The following is a 19192-nucleotide window of genomic DNA, read 5'->3' on the forward strand; positions in this document are numbered from 1 at the left end:
TATGAAAAAAATAGCAATATTTACCCTTCTCCTTTTCTCTTCTGCCCTAATCTATGCGCAACCTTTCGACAGAGAAAAAGTATTGGAACATATGCAAACGGCCAATGCTTATTTTATGAAGAAATGGCCCGATGTAGGCAAAACGATCGTTACTAACAAAGAGCGCCCCAGTAATATCTGGACACGGGGTGTCTATTACGAAGGTCTAATGGCCTTGTACGAGATTTGGCCAAAAGAGGAATACTACCAATACGCTTACGACTGGGCCGAGTTTCATAACTGGAGCTTTCGATATGGCACCGCCAACCGAAATGCCGATGATTATTGCGCCGCCCAAACCTATATTGACCTATACAATCTAGCTCCTGAATCAAGCAAGTTAAAAAACACGAGGTCCACCATGAATATGTTGCTGAATACACCTCAAAATGATGATTGGTGGTGGATCGATGCCATACAGATGGGTATGCCCGTATTTGCAAAGATGGGCGTTCTTGAAAATGATGAGCGCTACTATCAAAAGATGTATGAAATGTATATGTTCACGCGTAATGAACATGGTGAAAAAGGTCTGTACAACCCGGAAGATGGGTTATGGTGGCGCGATGCCGATTTCGACCCACCCTATACCGAACCTAATGGCGAAGATTCGTATTGGAGCCGTGGCAACGGTTGGGTAATCGCTGCCCTTGCCAAGGTACTTTCGATCGTTCCCGAAAATACTCCGCACCGAGAACAATATATCGAAGATTTTAAGGCCATGGCCAAGGCCCTTGTACCTATTCAAAGAAAAGATGGGTTTTGGAACGTTAGCTTGCATGACCCCAAGAACTATGGTGGGAAGGAATTATCGGGCACTGCACTTTTCACTTATGCTATGGCTTATGGTGTGAATAACGATTTACTTGATCGAGAAATCTATCTGCCCATCATAAAAAGGGCATGGGATGCCATGATTTCCGACGGTCTTCATGAATCGGGGTTTTTGGGCTATCTTCAATCTACCGGAAAAGAGCCAAAAGACGGTCAGCCGTTGTCGTACGACAAGGTTCCTGACTTTGAAGATTACGGTTTAGGTTGTTTTCTCTTGGCAGGAAGCGAGGTTTACAAGATGAAATAGCGTTAATTTCTTATAGATTTTGTAGTTGACACCTCGGTAATTTCATCGCATTTACTTAATGTTTTGTTATTAGCCTGCAAGTTGAACTTTGATTGGTTTTCGAAATGTATTTTTGTTGCTTACAGGCTCAAAACTTAGCAATGAACAAGGGATTATCACGTATACTTCACAATTACTTTCTTGAAATAGGAATGGGCGAAAATGCCGCCTCCTACCTCAACATGCTCATACTAATGGTAAGCGCGCTCATATTGGCGTGGTTTTTAGACGTGATTATTTGGAAGGTTTTACGTAACATTTCACTGCGTTTTGCCCGAAAGTCTAAAACAAATTATGATAATTTTTTGGTCGCTAATAAAGTTCCGCGTTATATGGCCCATATATTGCCGTTGGCCCTTTTATTTGAGACATTACGATTTGCGTTTATCGATTTTGAATATGCCGGAAACATCGTTTTTAAAATTCTAAGTATACTCTTTGTTTTTCTAACTCTCTTTACGGTCAAAAGCATATTTAGAAGCACCAACGATTACTTAAAAACTAAGCCCAAATTTCGTGACAAACCTATGGACAGCTACATTCAGGTGTTCATGATTTTTGCCTGGGTTGTTGGTATTATGACCATTATCGCCATCATCACGGGTGTAGAATTCATTAAATTTTTTACTGCCTTAGGTGCGGGTTCGGCGGTAATTCTATTGATATTTAAGGACTCCATTTTAGGCTTGGTCGCAAGTATTCAGGTAAGCATCAATGATATGGTGCGCATTGGCGACTGGATTACTTTCGATAAATTCGGAGCTGATGGCGATGTCGTTGAAATTACCCTAGCTACGGTCAAAGTACAGAATTTCGATAAGACGATTACCACCATACCTACATATTCGTTAATTTCAGATTCTTTCAAAAACTGGCGTGGTATGCAAGAATCTGGGGGTAGGCGCATCAAACGTTCATTGATTATTAGTCAAAGAAGTATTCGATTTTTATCTGATGAAGATGTTGTAAACTTGAAGAAAATTCAGCTCGTTCAACCATATTTAGACTCACGAAGTGAGCAAATAAATGTTCATAACGAATCGAATCAAATAGATAAAAATTTAGCGATTAACGGAAGAAACTTGACCAACATCGGGGTGTTCAGAAAATATATAAATGATTATCTTGACAGTCATTCAGCGACGAACAAAGGTATGACTTTAATGGTGCGTCAGTTAGAACCCACTCCACAGGGTATTCCATTAGAAATTTATGTTTTTAGTTCTGACAAGAGATGGGAAAATTATGAATACATAATGGCCGATATATTCGACCACCTTATTGCGGCATTGCCCTATTTTGATTTAGAAATATTTGAATTGCCAACCAAGTTGGCACCTGTACCGCAAATGTAAAATAACCAAAAATGAAAAAAATCATCCAACTATCTAAACCCACCCTCATATTCATAGTGCTTTTTGCAGTTTTCTCGGCTCAGGCACAACAAAATACAATTTCTGTATGGCCTAATGGAGCACCTGACGCCATTGAAGATTCTTCTTTTAAAGAGCAGGTACAGTACGACAATCAAGGCAATATTCGTGGCTATAGTCAGGTTTCGACACCTGAAATGACTCCTTATTTGGCAGATGAAAAAAATAACTCGGGCACGGCCGTAATTGTCTGCCCCGGTGGTGGCTATTCTCATTTAGCCATTGAAAAGGAAGGGCATAAGGTCGCAAAATGGTTCAATTCGTTAGGCATATCTGCTTTTGTACTAAAATATCGTATGCCAAACGACAGAACAATGAAGAATAAAACAGTCGGCCCTTTGCAAGATGCACAGGAAGCAATGCGAATAGTGCGCTCGAATGCCAAAAAATGGAAAATTGATCCTAATAAGGTCGGTATTATGGGCTTCTCCGCAGGAGGGCATTTGGCATCTACTCTCTCTACACATTATGACGATAAAGTCTACACGTCAGCGTATAGCGTAAGTGCTCGGCCTGATTTTTCCATATTGATTTATCCCGTAATTTCTATGGATGAAAAGATTACCCATATGGGCTCTCGCAATAACCTTTTGGGCGAAAAGGCCAGTGCTGAAAACCTCAAAAAATACTCCAACGAAAAGCAGGTCGACGCCAACACTCCACCTACTTTTTTGATTCATACAACAGTGGACAAAGCGGTACCAGTAGAAAACAGTATCGACTATTACTTAGCGCTCAAGAATAATAAGGTGGCCGCAGAAATGCACCTATACGAAAAAGGAAAACATGGGATGGGACTAGGTATTGAAGGTACCAACCAGTATTGGCCTACCGATTGTGAAAATTGGCTTAGAGCTCAGCAATTGATTCCTGAAAAGGAAACTTACCTGTTTTCTTATTTTAAGGGAAATGGCGAAGACGGACTTCATTTTGCGCATAGTGAAGACGGGTACACTTGGAAAACCTTAAAAAACGATGAATCATTTTTGACTCCGAAAGTGGGTAAAGATTCCCTCATGCGAGACCCATGTATCATAAAGGGCGGAGATGGAAAATACCATATGGTATGGACGGTCAGTTGGACGGATAGAGGCTTAGGCTATGCCCACTCGAAAGACCTTATCAATTGGTCAGAACAAAAATTCGTTCCTGTAATGGGGCACGAGCCCAAAGCAAGAAACACCTGGGCCCCAGAAATTACCTTTGACCCAAAAACCGAAATCTACATGATTTATTGGGCCACAACGATTGAAGGTATGTACCCCGAAACCCAATCGAACGAAGAAAGTGGTTACAATCACCGAATGTACTATGTAACCACTAAAGATTTTGAGAATTTCAGCGAAACCAAATTGCTTTACGAACCCGGATTTAATGTTATTGATTCCAGCATTAAAAAATTTGACGGCCAATTTATTATGTTTTTAAAAGACGAAACTAGAGAGCCGGCTGAAAAAAATATTAAGGTCGCTTATGCCGACAAGCTAGAGGGGCCCTATAGTGCAGCTAGTGAACCCATAACAGGTAAATATTGGGCCGAAGGGCCAACAGCAACTCTAGTTGACGGCCAGTGGGTGGTTTATTTTGATAAGTATATCGACCATCAATATGGGGCGGTTCGTTCTAAGGACCTTAAAAACTGGGAAGACATCAGCGACCAAATTGTATTTCCAGAAGGCACCCGCCATGGTACTGTTATCAAAGTACCTGAGAGTGTGGCGGATAAGTTAAAAAGGGAATAGCGAATTATTTTAAACTTTTCGGTATAATTTATTTTTAGATTCTCAAATGAGATATACATTTCAACTTTTACCCTAATGCTTCTGCTTATTTTTACTTTCATCTAAAACACGACCATACTTTAATTCGAATGAGTACCAAGCTAGCCCTAGTTCTTTCTATCGCCATCTGTATTTTCTGCGGATGCAAAAGTGAGAAGAAAAGTGAAATCAGTAAAAGACAAGAAACCAGTTTTATCAATAAGGTCGAGTTCTCAGGAGGCCCGGCAAGCTCCTTGCCTGTTTTATTTTCAAATTCAGAAAATGCCATTCTTTCTTGGGTTACAATGTTAGATGACTCGACCAGCCAATTAAACTATGCCTACCTGCAAGAAGACAAATGGAGTACACCCAATGAAATTATCACCGACAAAGGGTGGTTCGTTAATTGGGCAGATTTTCCATCGATTACCGAGAACAACGGTACCCTTTTGGCCCATTTTCTTAAAAAAACGAGTCCCGCGACATTTTCTTACGATATCAACTTAAGACTTAAACCTAAAGGCAAAAGCGAATGGGTAATTCAAAACAAACTACACACCGACGGTACTAAGACCGAACATGGTTTTGTAACGGCACTGCCCTATAAAGACGATTCGTTTTTTGTTACTTGGTTAGATGGCAGGGAAACTGCAAGGGGGGGCAATCACGATCATTCAGGTCATGGTGGCGATATGACCATTAGAGCCGCGACAGTTTTCAGTTCAGGAGCTGTAACAGATAGAACCTTGTTAGACAACAAGACCTGCAGTTGTTGCCAAACTACGGCTGCAATTACAGAAAATGGCCCAGTGGTGCTCTACAGAGATCGTACGGATGAAGAAATTAGGGATATCGCAATTACCAGATTGGTGAACGGTAAATGGACGACCCCCAAACCCATTCATAATGATGGCTGGCAAATTAATGGTTGCCCCGTAAACGGACCTAAAGCTTCTGCTATTAAGAATAGCTTGGCTGTGGCGTGGTATACGGGAGCCAATGAAAGACCCAGTGTCAAAATTATCTTTTCACAGAATGGTGGAGAAGATTTTAGCACACCTGTGGAAGTGAGCGGACCAAACCCGCTAGGAAGAGTAGACGTCGAATTGATAGACCCCGAAAATGCCTTCGTTAGTTGGATGGAAAAAACAGGAAGTTCGACATATATTAAAGCTGCGAAAGTCAATATTGAAGGAAAAAGGTCTCCATCTGTAACCATTTCTAAATTGGATGGTTCTCGAAAAACGGGATTTCCGCAAATGTGTTTATTTGATAACAAACTCTATTTCGCATGGACTGCCCTAGAAAATAATAGTTCTACTATTGCCTCAGCCTATCTAGAGCTAGACAGTTTTAGTATTTTGCAGTAATAATATTCCATAAAAAAAGCGGAAGCCATACGCCCCCGCTTTAATATTCTCTAATCAGTACTATTTAGTATCCTTCCGTTTGTTGCATCCCTGAAGCTTCCACTTCCGAAGCTGGTATAGGGTAAATGGTCTTAGCGGAAAATGCTTCCGCATTTAAGTTATTTACATTTATGCCTGTATTTACATGGTCAGATTCAGGCCTTATTATTGGCCTTCCAGTTCTGATAAAATCATAGACCCCATGCCCTTCAAGCGCCATCTCTTTCCGTCTTTCCCCTGCAATTCTGTCTTTAAGTTCTTCTCCCGATTCAGATGCGCTATGGGCATCAAAATCCGTAGTACGCTTCTGAATCAAAGCATTCAGGTACATCAGTGCTTCCGACTCGCCTCCACCGGCTCCATTGGCACAGGCCTCGGCAGCAATGAGGAAAATCTCGGACAATCGAATTATCGGAATGTTGTGTATGCTCAATCCGGCACCCCCTTCTCGATTCACATATTTTACAAAAGCCTGGCTCGTCTCTTCTTTGTCTTCGGTCAATAGTTGTGCCCTAGGATCACCTGCATATTCTTGAAGTAGATCTACAAAGGTTTGGGTCGCGATAACATCACCTTGACCCCCATCCCTGAAATCGAACTGAGCTCCTAGCCCATTACTACCAACCGAATTTTCACTTTCTACGCTCAACTCGAACAACGACTCTGTCGTATAATCATTAAAAACATAATTCTCGGGAGTCATCAAATCGTTTTCATCTTTTTGGTCGAGAACTTCTTGGGCATAGGTTAATGCGGTTGCCCAATCTTGTTGATAAAGGTACACCCGAGCCAACAAAGCCTTTACCCCAAGTTGTGTAACATATTTGGTACTGCCTTGAGTAAATGAATCGGGCCCAAGACTTTCGAGAGACAATTTTAAATCGGAAGTTATCTGGGCATATGTTTCTTCTAGGCTACTCCGTTCGATTACAACCTCATCGGATTTTAATTTTAAGGGAAGCCCCTGCGCGCTACCCTGCTCTTTGGCCCAAGGATAAGCAAAAGTACGGGCCAGATCAAAATAGACCATGCCCCTTAGACCAAGTGCCTCTGCCTTGATTTGCTGCCTTACATCATCGTTGCCCTCGGCATCATCGATATTGTCTAAAATAAGGTTGAGGTTACCGATAACCTTGTAACACTTTAACCAAAGTAGTTCGGCACTGCCATTATTATTGCTACTTTCTTCGTAGCGGTATTCGGTTTGCTCATAATCACGGGGATTATATATGGTTTTCACGAACCTAAAATCAGGACTTTTAACCGCAGCCCTTTTGTAAAGTACCCTGCCTAAATATTCACCGGTCGAAATTTCATTGTACGATCCGGTCAAAAGATTCTGAAGCTTATCGACCGAATTGATTACCAAATCTTCTGAAATAACGTGGTCTGGGGTTTGGGTGAGCGCATCTTCGTTACATCCGTGAATGGTTAAGACCACAAAAGAATAAACAAACGCTTTTATATAATTGGAATATTTCATTTCTAAATTTTAAAATTTTAACTGTAACCCTAAGATTATACTAGTGGCCGTAGGCACTTGAAAGAAATTGACCCCATTGGCCACCGCCTCTGGGTCGTAATCGTCAAGTTCGGTAAACAACAAGAGATTATCACCTTGAACATACACCGTACCGCCTTGCAACAACTTATAATTGGGCAACCTATAGCTGAGTTTTACATTTCTAAGCTTTAGGTAATCTGAACTGTATAAATGCCGTGTAGAAACATCGTTCGAAAAAGTGGGGTTACCATTTATTCTAATCGGCACGGTTGAATCGGTATTATTCGGATTCCATGGGTTAAGTTGTGCCACCGTATTGGTGAACTGTGGCGCAAACCCATCATCGTCACGTTTAAATGCCGTACGGTCGTATGCCTCACCACCTATACCAAAGGTGAAAAGGAAATCTAACGAAAGGTCTTTGTACACCAATTGATTGTAAAAGCCACCTTGAACATCTTGAAGCGGCTTACCAAAAATTCCGAAGCCGGCCTCTTCTGCATTAGTTGTGAATTCACCTGTTCTGTTTCCATTTTCCAGCACATAATATTGTGCCATTCCGTTATCAGGGTTCACACCCGCATAATCCCTTAAATAGAAAGAATTGAGACTTTCGCCCACCCTAATGATTGTAGGGTTTTGGCCATTGGTGGCGTTATAACTTGGTGTCAAATCTCCCTTCAACTTGGTAATTTCGTTTGAAAGCATCGTAAGGTTCAATCGGGTTTCCCAAGAGAAATCTTGTTCAGTAATTGGGGTATAACCGAGCGATACTTCCCACCCGTTATTTTTCATTTCCCCAAAATTCTGTAATTGATTGCTAAACCCTGTCGTAGATGAAACCGGAATGTTTAACAGTAAATCTTGGGTCTTTTTTGAAAAGTACTCTACCGAGAGGTTCAAACCGTCAAAAAGAACAGCATCCAAGCCTATATTAAAATTGTTGCTTAACTCCCAAGAAAGGTCTGGGTTTGCCAATTGCCCGTAGGTAAGGCCCGAATTTCCTCCGTAACCTTGTCCGTCAGAATTGAAAAAGGCCAAATGCGCATAATAATCAGGAGGCAGATTTCCATTGGTTCCATAACTAGCCCTTAACTTCATATAGTCTATAGCCTCGGACTCAAGAAAATTTTCTTCGGATATAATCCAACCTCCGGAAACGGACCAAAAATCGCCCCATCGCGAATCTTTACCGAAGCGCGACGAACCATCTCTTCTATAACTTGCCGATAAGAAATATTTCTGATCAAAGTTATAATTGAATCTTGAGAAGTAGGATAACAGCGAGTAATTCTCTGAGTAACCGCTCCAAGACCAAAGTGATCCAATACTGCTTGATGACAATAGGTCGCTGTCTAAAATATCGTAGCCCGCATTTCTGATGGACTTCATTTTAGATTCCTGTTTTTCAAACCCCAAAAGGGCACCGAAACCATGGCGGTCGATTTGTTTGTTATAGGTCAACAGGTTAGAAGTTGTATATTGAAATACCTCCCCTTGAGAAACATAGAGTACCCCGTTCCAAACGCCACCACCGGCACCGAACTCTTTATTGTCGTACAGCGATTCTTCATTAGACTGGTGATCGATGCCGAAAGTAGTCTTGAATTTTAAACCGTCGTATAAATTAAATTCCGCAAAGGCATCTCCTCGTACACGAAACTCATTGTTTACATATTCACCTACTTTGATGACCCCTATCGGGTTGGCATTTTTTTCGATATCGTTCGGTAGATCGGCATAACCCTCGTAGCCATTAGGGTCATAAATCGGTGCTGCTTGGGGCAATACCCTAGCCATATACAAAGGGTTTAGACCGCCAGCATATTCACCGTCGTACTGCCCTGTATTTCTTTCCGATTTGGCAGCGGACAAATTAGCGCCAATGGTCAACCAATCTTTGGCCTTGTTCTCTAAATTTATCCGCCCGGAATACCGCTTGTAGCCCGATTCGATAATGGTTCCTTTTTGGTCCAATACATCTCCTGAGATATAAAATTTTGTTTTTTCGCTTCCGCCTCGGGCAGAAAGATTGTATTTCTGTATCGAACCGGTTTTATAAATAGCGTCTAACCAATCGGAATTGGCCAATGAAGCACCATAGACCGATTCATAATCAGATTGGGCCATTGCCAAGTATTGATTATACAAATTTCCATCGGCATACACTCTGCCAAACTCACCATCCTCATTATTCTGAATATATTGGTGCAACTGACCTTCTTGCCATAGGTTCTTAAACTGTTGGTTGTTAAGGGTTTTTTCTTCGGTAAGGTTTCGGGTAATGCCAAACTCCGTACCAAGGGTTAGCTCCGTTTCTTCGTTCTTACCTTTTTTAGTTGTGATGACAACGACCCCATTGGCAGCTCGCGAACCATATAATGAAGCGGCGGCGGCATCTTTAAGTACCGTAATACTTTGAATGTCTGAGGTATTCATGGTCGATAACGGGTTCAGATTGTTGACAGCACCATTACCACCGATACGAGAATTATTATCGGTGTTGATGACAACACCATCTAGCACATAGAGTGGCTGAGTTAGTCCATTTATAGAACCAACGCCCCTTATCTGTACATTTGAACTACCCCCTGGTTGACCTGTGGTATAGACGTTCACCCCCGAAACACTACCTTGCAAGGCGGTTTCAAAGCTGGCTGCCGAAGTCCGAGTCAGGGTCTCGGTGACCACTTTGGTAGCTGAACCGGTAAAGCTTCTTTTATTGGAAGTTCCATAAGCTGTAACGACTACCTCATCAAGACCCGTGGCATCTTCTGCCAACGTAATCACTAGGTCGAATTTATCGCTTACGGACACTTCTTGAGTGATAAACCCTAAATAGGAAACAATCAAGGTAGCGTCTTGTGCTACGTTTAGGCTAAAATTGCCATTAAAGTCTGTTAGTGCACCATTCACCGTGCCTTTTTCTACAATATTGGCCCCGACCAGGGGCTCGCCACTATTTGACAATACCTTGCCCTGAATTTGGTTTTGTGCAATTGCATCTGATTTCTCAGTTAAAACAGCGCTTGCATGGGCTTCAAGGCTCAAAAAGCCCAATAGTACACCCATGAAAAGTATTTTGGTTCGAAACATGACCTTTTGTTCAAATAAACCGGCCATTGAAAATGATATCATGTAATTGAATTTATAGATTTTTATGTTTGGCGCTTAGAAATTTGCATTCCACTACTATTTGAATATACTGGAGTACTTCATCTTAGTGCCGACTTGTAATAGTTGTTAATTGAAATTGATGCCCTACAGGTAAGTTTCATTGAACAACAAACTGGTAGTTTATTTCATGAAGGCGGACATCTCAATAATAGTTACACTACAGATACCTCTGGTGGTGGCGCCCAGTCACCGGCCCACAATAATGCGTAGGACATTTTGGGGTCTATAAAGCTTTTGCTAGAAGTAATCAGCTTTGGAAAATCGGTAGTTTCAACCTCCGAAAATATTTGATGTATCTCGTACTTGAAGGTTTTCTCTGCAAACGGATTTTTGGTATGCTCTGTTTCTTCTGCCAATAACTTTGCCAAGTAACACTTACCATCACACTGCATAGTTGGCCGATCTGTATTCTCACAGAGCACCTCAACTATGTAATCGTAGTTATTTATGTACTCCATTATCGGATAGAGCGGTTTTAGTAGCATCCACAAGCCCAAGGATAGAAAAAACAGCCGTACAAGGGGAACGGGCAGGCCAAAGACAGTGGTATCCTTGGGTTTGCAGAAACCCCCTGTGAATACTTGTTTTAGGCATTGCTTAATGCCCATTTATATAACCATAGATTTGATAAATAAATAATGCTACACCTGCGATAATCAGGTAAAAATTGGCTGCCTTATAGAAAGAATCGTAACTCCTCTTTCCTTGCCATTGGGTAATTAAAAAAACTATTGGTATCAATGCCAGCACCTGACCTAGTTCTACCCCAATATTAAAACAAACAATCTTGGCCAAAAACGCCTCTTTACCAACCTCGAAGGATTGCAATCGTGTGGATAGGCCGAAACCATGTATCAATCCGAAAAGAAAGACCATAAATAATAGATTGGGCGACTTTATTTTTAGTTTTTTCTCGAATCCACCTAGATTCTCAAAACCCTTATAAAGAACACTCAGTGCGATAACCGCGTCTATGAGGTGCTCGTCTGCTTTTATGCCCAAGTAGGTAGCCCCTATGAGTGTGATACTATGCCCCAAGGTAAAAACGGTAATGAACCTTACAATATCCTTAAATCCAGCGAGATAGAATATTACCCCGGCCAAAAAGAGCAAGTGGTCGTAGCCGGTAACCATATGTTTTGCCCCTACATAAATATAAGATAGCAAACCTCCATTATCTAAGGTAGCCTGATCGGCAGAGCTGACCCCGTGTGCCATAAGGCCTACAGGCACCAAAAACAATAAGAGTGCAGTGATGAAATTGAATCTTGATTTCATCTTACTCTTTTTTCTTGTTGAACCAAAAGAAGAGTCCGCCAAGTATTAAAAGGCTGCCAATCCAAAATAGGTATGATGGAAAACCATCTTCTTCTTCGTGAACATGACCTTCGGCACCCGCTTCGTGGCTATGGCCGTGTACCACTTCAAAAGTCAAGGTCGCCCAGTTACTTTCATGGGTCAAACCTTCTTCTTCGCTAGGTGCCAGATGAATTGTACGTAAGTACCAGATACCATCTGCCTTTAGATTCATTGTCAAAACCCCATTCTCATCAGTTCTAAGTTGCTGACCTGAAGTGTGCTGATGACTTTCTACATTATTTTCATCATGGTCGTGACTGTGCTCTGCTGCTTTATCGTGATCATGACTGTGGCCATGCTCAGCTTCATCTGATTTTTCATGTGAGTGTGAATGCTCTTTGGCAGTTGCGGAGTGTGAGTGTTCCTCTTCTTCATGCGAATGGCCCTGTGCTTGATCTGCATGTGAGTGTTCAATCGAATCGCCATGGGTATGCCCATTCTCGGTTGGCTTGTAATCGGCATATACCAATTGATTGGTCAATGGCTCACCCTTCAACAAAAGCTTGACCTTTAAATCATCGCCCGTATGCTTGTCATACGGATTGCTCATCGGTATAAACTCTATAGGATAGCCCAAGTTTGCATTCCAGTCGTCAGAAGTTTTGTCACCGACTTGAAAAATCGTCTTTACGTGCTTAGAGTATTGTTCGACGGCATCTTTGTCAAGAGCTTTATTCTCTTGCCTCCATTCGAGCATGTCTAAAACACCGTCATGTTCAAGATATTTGTTAAAAGCATCGGCCTTCATCTCTATACTTCGTGGCTTGGTAGAAACCCCTGCCACCCAAGTACCCGAATCTCCTGTCTTAAAACTGAGAATCGTTATGCTATCTTTTTCACTCCACTGATCATCGGTAATCTTATAGCGTTCGCCATTACCTGTTAGACTTGCATCTAACATTCGATCACGATCTATAACATTTTCGCTTTTATCAAAAGTTCCGTTATAAAGATGTATGGTCGCTTGTTGATTTGCATCTACGAAATACGTATCCATTTTTAGATACATATCATGACTGCATAGCAAAAACAGGCCCATTAGGGCAATTAAATTCTTTTTCATAGTAGTGGTCAATTTTTAGCATGGCCATCAATCGGCCGATAGTATCAAAAATAATTAAAAAAGGATAGGTTGTACGGTTCTATCGATTAAGTACCACTTCTTATAGATTTAAGGATTTTCACTTATTTTTTCTTAAAAAGCATCCTCAACAAAAAATAGAAATACGCAAAAATGAATTTTTGGGCCATGTGCTCCGTGAAATATGCGCTGTTCGTATTGCCTCTATTTCTTTGGAAAATGTAACTCTCACGCAATTGGGTAAGAGTAAAAAAATTGTCTTTTGAGCAAATTATATAAATATTGAAAACCTAGCTTTCGCACCTACGGTGATTGCGTGATGGTCATATAGTTTATATTTGAAAATCGTTTTATCGATAAATTAATAATGAGAAAGGACAGACTTTACTTTTTCACCTTCTTATCCATAGCCATTATATTCATCATAATTGCGGGTATTGCAGCTCAATATTTTGTAAAGGCCAGCGCCAATCAGATGTTGGTCGCCCAACTCGAGTCGGGCAGAAGGGAGGCCAAGGGTATAGCAGGTTTGGCGAGCTACCAATTAGAAAGCGGACTTGACAAGCAGACGGTAGTTCAAAACATTCAAAAAAGTATACAGAGCACCAACTTGCCATCGGTGTTCGTAAGTATGTTCGATTGGTCGGGCAAAGAGGTATGCCACCCAGATATTACTAGGGTCGGCCAAAAAATGGCCCCCAATGAATCTATAGTCTCAACAGTAGACGGTGAAATAACATCAGAAGATTTTTATAACCTTTTGCAAAATTATGGGGATACGAAGAATATCGACAAGCCTGATTCTGGCGAGATGGATACCGAAATCATCTTTTTGCACCCAGTTGCCAATACTGACTGGATCGTGGGCGTACATGCCAATTTAAAATTGATATCAGACCAAATCAACGAACTTCGAAATAAGTTTTTTATCATTTTGACGATCATGGGCTTCGTCATAATTTTATCTTCCGTTATTACAGTACGACTGATTGGAAGTTTTTATGAGCGGAAATTAGAATCGGAGAAGAAGGTTTTAGAGGAAGAAGTCATTAACCTTGCTAAACTGAACAAAGCCTTAGACCGGTATCAGCAAAAGGTGAGCGAAGTAAAACCTAAGCAAGAAGCAATTTTGGAGAGCAAAAAAACGGAAGAGACCAAAAAAAGGATTCTTACCTACTCACGTCATGAGCTTTTGCCTGTTAGTATTGAAGAGATTGCTTATATCTACACTGAAAATACCATTACCTATGTAATCGATGTTGAAGGAAAACGCTCAACGGTGAATGACAGTCTCGACAATCTTTATTCTGATTTGGACAGTGATTTTTTCTACCGCGCCAATAGACAATTCATCATTGCCATCTCTTCTATTGAAAAGATTATTCGCTACGGAAAGAACAATTTAAAGATAGTTATGTCACCCGATTGTGACATCGATATTATTATAGGAAAAAACAAAGCCTCCGAATTTAAGAAGTGGCTCAACAAATAAAAATACTAGTCAGTATTTTTTTATTTAAACTTCTTATAAATCAGTCACACAGAGCTAATCCTTTCTTAGTTTTTGTTTTTTCAAATGAAAAATATAGGTAGCACTCACACCAATATGTAATGCCCCATCTTGAAAATTGAAATTCTCTGGGCCGAACAAAATAGTACCTGCTTCATCGAAGCTAACGGCGTTGGTCAACGAAAACTGTAGAATCAAATCGCTTACTTCCCAATTGACCCCTAAACCGAATGAATTGTAACCCTGTAAACCCTCGTCACGGCCTGCCACATAATGATACTCTGACGCTAAAGATACATGGTTCGACAATTTATATCTTCCCGCAAAACCCATTGCAAAAAAATCATTGGTCTCGTAGTTTAATTGTCGTGAGTTTGCATGAATGTAGGTCGGCGATAGCTGCAATGAAAAATTACGGTCAAATTTTCGGGCAAAGATAACTTTAGACACATAATTGAAGCGGTCTGAACTGTCTTCGGGCAATACAATCTTGCCATAACTGCGTGTCAAGAACGAGGTACTTTGAAAAAGGGTTATACTGATAGGCGATTTGTTCGTGTCGTCGCGCTGTCTAACCAATCGGTATTTGGCCAATCCGTTTATGATTCCGTCAAAAGAAGTTACACCTGCGCCAAACGTAAACCTATCGGTAAAAGCATATTCTAGACCTATACGCGCGGTGAAGAGATCAGAGGCAAAACTACGCCTACTGCTCTCGGCTCTATTCCAGTATTTGGTGCCCAACATAATTTCTAGCGTACCTTTTTTTCTGGTTTCTACAGATTGACCAAAAGTGATACGGTTCGCCTTGAACGTCGCTTGGGTATATTGTGGCGTATCGGGCAGTTCTTTATCCAGAATTTCAAGCAAATCTTGAGCCGTGGCCAGATACATGCCACAAAACATCGTCATTGACAGTAAGATATATCTATTGATTTTCATAAGGCTCGTATTCAAATCTAAACATAACATTAATAACTTTTGCGATATTCGGCCGCAGCAATGGGGGCACGTTTATCTCATATTCAGAAACGCCGACATCAAATTCTCCAGACAATACATAAGCGTTTTCTATAGGTTCTATTTGGGCCTTTACCTCTACTTCTCTAGTTACGCCATGAAGCGTCATTTTACCTTTGACCATTTTAGTCTGGGCTGTTGTGGCATCTATCTCAAAATCGACAATTTCGCCCTCAAATTCTAATTTAGGGTAGAGATCCGACTCTACATAACTTTCATTGAAATGCTCTTCCATCAAAGCTTTTTTGAACACAAAAGCCCGCATCAACATACTTACGGCGATATCACCGTTAGAAAGGTCTATAATGCTAAGAACTTGATTGTTGGCCGCCTCAATATTTTCTACGGAAGTATAGGAGAAAAAAGAAACCTGACCTTGACGTGCAATAATCTTGTCTTGAGAGAACGCACAAAAGCAGGTAAAGGAAAAAATAAGCGCAATTATAGTATTCATTTATCAACCCTTGATTAGTATACAATTCAGCATAATGACATCTAATAAATAACCCTTGCAGACCCCTTTAAAACGAACTGTCTGCCCCGGTTTTAATTTTTTGACCTTCTCTATGCTCGATGGCAACACGTCACATATGACATGTGAAGTATCGCTTTGCCCTTGCAATAATACGGTATAACGATTATTTACATGGGTGATTTTTTTAATACTGCCCTCAACCTCTATAGTTTTTTCGGTAAAGTCTGTATTTGCCTTGGTTTCATTGGTACTGAAGGAAGTTAATAATTTATCGGAACTTATACTTATATCGGTTTTCTTTGCGTAGGTGTCATAAGAAGGTTTTTCATTAATCACAAAATACAGATAAGAACAGCATACCAGCACTGCTGAAAGACCAACTATTCTTTTGATGTATTTGATTTTCATAATTAATTATAAGGGATGCTTCCGCCTCTTCCAGTAATTTCTATTTGTAACTCTATCAAAGATTTACAAATTAAATATAATCGATTCGATTTTTCTTTTTCAATTAACACCAAAGATGAATAACCAAAAGGTTTTCGAACCGTGCTGTAACTTGAGGCCTGTTTTTTCAAAAATAAGGGGAGAACCGAACTAATCGGTCTCCCCTCTTTCAAAACAACTTCTTCATAGCAATTGTTTCCGTCTTAATTTTATAGCGAACACTGGGTTTTCAACTGATCAGCACATTAGTATTGCTGTCTATATTCGTCTTACCCGTATCTCGCTTTTAAAAATGCCTGCTTTTTCTTCACAGGCATTTTCTAGATTACGTATCTATAGTATTAGTTATTATATAAATACATTGAAGATGCCGACATCAAATCGTTATTGATTGAAGGTGCAACATCACCACTCGCATTTAAGACATTGGTAAAGCCAAGTATTTTACCATTACCCACTTCAGCAATAAATACAGTTTTTGTCTTATTATCGTAAGCGATATCAATTGGGTTACCCATCAAAGTTGATGGCCCAGCTATTCTAGCCTGATCACCCATGGCAATAGAACCACCGTCTTCAGCAGCATCTAGCTTGGCTTCAAAACCTACGATTACGTGAAAACCACCATCAGTATTCGCATCGGCCGCATCACCTATATCGGTCATTACAAGAACATCATCAGCCTCGCTATAATCGATACCATGCGTTCTCACGATACCATCAATGGTAATTTGCTTGTCAGGAGCGATAACACCATCGGTTTGATTCGTTTGCAAGAAATCATTGAAAATTGCCAAATCACTGGTCGTATCGACAACAGCAAGTAAGTCATCACCTTTGAAAGTGATTCCCCATAGATTGAAATCGATAGATAATGTATTCACAAGGTCAAATGAAGATCCATTATAGGAATACACATAGAATTTGTTCTCACCATTATCGGAAACTACAACTTTATCCCCGGAAACGGCAATCTCTCTTGGGCTGACCAAATCGGCGTTGCCTGCAAAAGCAGCAGTAGCCATACTACCATCTGCAAGACCGTTGAAACCATCATAATACTCTAACATCAAGTTCGATCTTGACGCCTGAATTACCGCATCGTTCATTGCCGCATAATAGATACCTTCGGTTGCGCTAGACTCAGAAGTTATGGTTTTGATCAAACCTCCCATAGCATCATACACATTGATATCTCCGTTAGCGTTGTTCGTAGTGTACAATTCGGTACGCAAACCTACAGATTCGGTACCCGTATCGCCATCAGTTTCATCACTGGAGAAATAGATAGAAGAAGCGGCAGCCAAGTCTTTATTAAAAGAAGGTGCCATATCACCACCTTGATCGATAGAAGTAAAACCTAACACTTTACCATTACCTACTTCAGACACATAAACCGCATCGGTTTCAGAATCATATGCAACATCTATCGGGTTACCCATTAAGGTTGAAGAACCTGCAACTCGTACTTGCTGACTCAACGGCAAAACTTCACCATCGGAAAGTGCATCGAACTTGCTCGAAAAATCACTGATTACATGAAAACCACCATCATCGGCAGTATTTGCTGCATCACCTATGTCGGTCATGACCATAACATCGTCAGCGCCACTATAAGTCAAACCGTGCGTTCGCACAATACCTTCGATGGTAATTCTTTTTGAAGGATAAAGAAAGTCATCACCGGCGTTTGCCTCAAAATCATAGTATACGGCCAAATCGCCAGTGGTATCAACAACGGCATACAAGTCTTTTCCTTTGAAGGTTATACCCCAAACCGGGAACGGAACATTTACCGTACTGGTCAATGTAAAGCTATCTCCATCTTTAGAATACACGAAAAACTTGTTCGAACCGTTATCAGCAACTACATATGTAGACCCGCTAACAGCAAGCTCTCTTGGGCTTTCTAAATCGGCCGCACTAGCAAAATCAACCGCTATATCGGTATCTTCCATTAGCATGCTTATACCTTTGTGGGCCTCTAATTGCAATGAAGAACGAGAAGCCTGAACCACAATATCTTCTTCTTTGTCGTAGTAAATACCCTCGGCAGCCTCGGTTGCCGTAGCAAAGGTTACCAAAGAATCGCCTGTAACACTATATTTAGTGATGTGTCCATTCGAGTTGTTGGTTACATAAAGCTCTGCTCTACGCCCTAACTCCATGCCTTCTTCACAAGGGGTGCAGGTACCGCCACAGTCAACACCTGTTTCATCGCCGTTCATAATACCATCGGTACAGGTCGGCGTTTCCATTTCGTCTACTATCGCATTATCGTCATCGTCACAAGATGCCAAAAATGCAAACCCCAGTGCCAAAGCACCGATTTTCAGGGTCCATTTGAGTGAATTTTTTTTCATAATCATAATTTGGATTTTAATTTATTGTTCATGGTCAAGAAATTTTGGATTATTCTTAAACCTATACAAATCAATAAATTATATATTCCTCACACGTATAAATATGGTTGAAGATGAACTTTTGGGGCTAAGAGTGAATTTTTAGACTTGGGGAAATGGGTGATTTTCAGATTCTTTGTCGAGCTATTAAACCATGAGTGTTAGGTAAGACCTATTAGAGAAGCATACGACCTAATTTAAGTGGGTATGTCCAAGTAATTTTAACCGAAGAGGAATAAGGCTTTCAAACTATTGAAACTTGATAAATAAAAAGATAAATACCGCTACCAAGAATTTTTAGACTTAATAAGGAATAATATGAGGGGTAAATCAATTCAGTTAAAAGGTTTTTTGGGATCAATCTCAAAAGTTGTGTGCGGATTGATATAGGAGTCCGATCTTTGCGTAAAAACGACCGACCTTGGAATTATCTACGGACCTATTGAAGCTTATATT

General features: G+C 40.7%; 14 protein-coding genes. 5 read left to right on the top strand and 9 right to left on the bottom strand.

Annotated elements, in window-relative coordinates; genetic code table 11:
• Window position 1 precedes the first annotated feature (1 nt).
• The 4 genes from IV512_RS09805 (at window position 2) to IV512_RS09820 (ending at window position 5722) form a co-directional block, all read left to right on the top strand.
• Window positions 2-1120 carry a glycoside hydrolase family 88 protein gene (locus IV512_RS09805; RefSeq protein WP_209402832.1) on the top strand — a complete coding sequence of 373 codons (1119 nt, stop codon included), beginning with the start codon at window positions 2-4 and terminating at the stop codon, window positions 1118-1120.
• A 140-nt stretch (window positions 1121-1260) separates the two neighbouring features.
• The gene (locus IV512_RS09810; protein ID WP_209402834.1) at window positions 1261-2514 is read left to right on the top strand and encodes a mechanosensitive ion channel family protein; all 1254 of its coding nucleotides are present in this window, start codon (window positions 1261-1263) and stop codon (window positions 2512-2514) included.
• An 11-nt stretch (window positions 2515-2525) separates the two neighbouring features.
• On the top strand, window positions 2526-4334 hold the full coding sequence (locus tag IV512_RS09815; protein WP_209402836.1) for a prolyl oligopeptidase family serine peptidase: 1809 nt from the start codon (window positions 2526-2528) through the stop codon (window positions 4332-4334).
• Window positions 4335-4462: 128 nt separating this feature from the next.
• Window positions 4463-5722 carry a hypothetical protein gene (locus tag IV512_RS09820; RefSeq protein ID WP_209402837.1) on the top strand — a complete coding sequence of 420 codons (1260 nt, stop codon included), beginning with the start codon at window positions 4463-4465 and terminating at the stop codon, window positions 5720-5722.
• Window positions 5723-5786: 64 nt separating this feature from the next.
• On the opposite strand, the gene IV512_RS09825 is transcribed toward IV512_RS09820, so the two are convergent.
• The 5 genes from IV512_RS09825 to IV512_RS09845 form a co-directional block, all read right to left on the bottom strand.
• Window positions 5787-7244 carry a RagB/SusD family nutrient uptake outer membrane protein gene (locus tag IV512_RS09825; protein WP_209402839.1) on the bottom strand — a complete coding sequence of 486 codons (1458 nt, stop codon included), beginning with the start codon at window positions 7242-7244 and terminating at the stop codon, window positions 5787-5789.
• A 9-nt stretch (window positions 7245-7253) separates the two neighbouring features.
• Window positions 7254-10403, bottom strand: coding sequence for a TonB-dependent receptor (locus tag IV512_RS09830; RefSeq protein ID WP_209402841.1), 3150 nt, complete (start codon window positions 10401-10403; stop codon window positions 7254-7256).
• A 191-nt stretch (window positions 10404-10594) separates the two neighbouring features.
• Window positions 10595-11050 (bottom strand): hypothetical protein, encoded by a 456-nt coding sequence (locus IV512_RS09835; protein WP_209402843.1) that lies wholly within the window; start codon window positions 11048-11050, stop codon window positions 10595-10597.
• On the bottom strand, window positions 11040-11720 hold the full coding sequence (locus IV512_RS09840) for a HupE/UreJ family protein (protein WP_209402845.1): 681 nt from the start codon (window positions 11718-11720) through the stop codon (window positions 11040-11042). Before IV512_RS09840 ends, IV512_RS09835 begins: the two co-directional genes overlap by 11 nt.
• A gap of 1 nt (window position 11721) precedes the next feature.
• A complete protein-coding gene (locus IV512_RS09845) occupies window positions 11722-12864 on the bottom strand; it encodes a DUF4198 domain-containing protein (RefSeq protein WP_245224716.1) in 1143 nt (380 codons plus the stop codon).
• Between the two features lie 385 nt (window positions 12865-13249).
• On the opposite strand from IV512_RS09845, the gene IV512_RS09850 reads away from it, so the two are divergent.
• The gene (locus IV512_RS09850) at window positions 13250-14374 is read left to right on the top strand and encodes a LytTR family DNA-binding domain-containing protein (RefSeq protein WP_209402846.1); all 1125 of its coding nucleotides are present in this window, start codon (window positions 13250-13252) and stop codon (window positions 14372-14374) included.
• Between the two features lie 54 nt (window positions 14375-14428).
• Here the strand turns inward: IV512_RS09850 and IV512_RS09855 are convergent, their stop codons facing one another.
• The 4 genes from IV512_RS09855 to IV512_RS09870 form a co-directional block, all read right to left on the bottom strand.
• A complete protein-coding gene (locus IV512_RS09855) occupies window positions 14429-15334 on the bottom strand; it encodes a DUF5777 family beta-barrel protein (protein WP_209402848.1) in 906 nt (301 codons plus the stop codon).
• Window positions 15321-15866 (bottom strand): YceI family protein, encoded by a 546-nt coding sequence (locus IV512_RS09860; RefSeq protein WP_209402850.1) that lies wholly within the window; start codon window positions 15864-15866, stop codon window positions 15321-15323. Before IV512_RS09860 ends, IV512_RS09855 begins: the two co-directional genes overlap by 14 nt.
• 3 nt (window positions 15867-15869) lie before the next feature.
• Window positions 15870-16295, bottom strand: a complete 426-nt coding sequence (locus IV512_RS09865) for a hypothetical protein (RefSeq protein WP_209402852.1) — start codon at window positions 16293-16295, stop codon at window positions 15870-15872.
• 380 nt (window positions 16296-16675) lie between these two features.
• On the bottom strand, window positions 16676-18697 hold the full coding sequence (locus IV512_RS09870) for a hypothetical protein (protein WP_245224717.1): 2022 nt from the start codon (window positions 18695-18697) through the stop codon (window positions 16676-16678).
• Window positions 18698-19192: the final 495 nt, after the last annotated feature.

Source organism: Pseudozobellia sp. WGM2, assembly GCF_017810075.1.
Lineage (GTDB): Bacteria > Bacteroidota > Bacteroidia > Flavobacteriales > Flavobacteriaceae > JADNYK01.

What these genes read in the sequence shown, in the direction of transcription:
- IV512_RS09805 (WP_209402832.1), top strand. Translation starts at nt 2, where the DNA reads ATGAAAAAAATAGCAATATTTACCCTTCTCCTTTTCTCTTCTGCCCTA.
- IV512_RS09810 (WP_209402834.1), top strand. Translation starts at nt 1,261, where the DNA reads ATGAACAAGGGATTATCACGTATACTTCACAATTACTTTCTTGAAATA.
- IV512_RS09815 (WP_209402836.1), top strand. Translation starts at nt 2,526, where the DNA reads ATGAAAAAAATCATCCAACTATCTAAACCCACCCTCATATTCATAGTG.
- IV512_RS09820 (WP_209402837.1), top strand. Translation starts at nt 4,463, where the DNA reads ATGAGTACCAAGCTAGCCCTAGTTCTTTCTATCGCCATCTGTATTTTC.
- IV512_RS09825 (WP_209402839.1), bottom strand. Translation starts at nt 7,244, where the DNA reads ATGAAATATTCCAATTATATAAAAGCGTTTGTTTATTCTTTTGTGGTC.
- IV512_RS09830 (WP_209402841.1), bottom strand. Translation starts at nt 10,403, where the DNA reads ATGATATCATTTTCAATGGCCGGTTTATTTGAACAAAAGGTCATGTTT.
- IV512_RS09835 (WP_209402843.1), bottom strand. Translation starts at nt 11,050, where the DNA reads ATGGGCATTAAGCAATGCCTAAAACAAGTATTCACAGGGGGTTTCTGC.
- IV512_RS09840 (WP_209402845.1), bottom strand. Translation starts at nt 11,720, where the DNA reads ATGAAATCAAGATTCAATTTCATCACTGCACTCTTATTGTTTTTGGTG.
- IV512_RS09845 (WP_245224716.1), bottom strand. Translation starts at nt 12,864, where the DNA reads ATGAAAAAGAATTTAATTGCCCTAATGGGCCTGTTTTTGCTATGCAGT.
- IV512_RS09850 (WP_209402846.1), top strand. Translation starts at nt 13,250, where the DNA reads ATGAGAAAGGACAGACTTTACTTTTTCACCTTCTTATCCATAGCCATT.
- IV512_RS09855 (WP_209402848.1), bottom strand. Translation starts at nt 15,334, where the DNA reads ATGAAAATCAATAGATATATCTTACTGTCAATGACGATGTTTTGTGGC.
- IV512_RS09860 (WP_209402850.1), bottom strand. Translation starts at nt 15,866, where the DNA reads ATGAATACTATAATTGCGCTTATTTTTTCCTTTACCTGCTTTTGTGCG.
- IV512_RS09865 (WP_209402852.1), bottom strand. Translation starts at nt 16,295, where the DNA reads ATGAAAATCAAATACATCAAAAGAATAGTTGGTCTTTCAGCAGTGCTG.
- IV512_RS09870 (WP_245224717.1), bottom strand. Translation starts at nt 18,697, where the DNA reads ATGAAAAAAAATTCACTCAAATGGACCCTGAAAATCGGTGCTTTGGCA.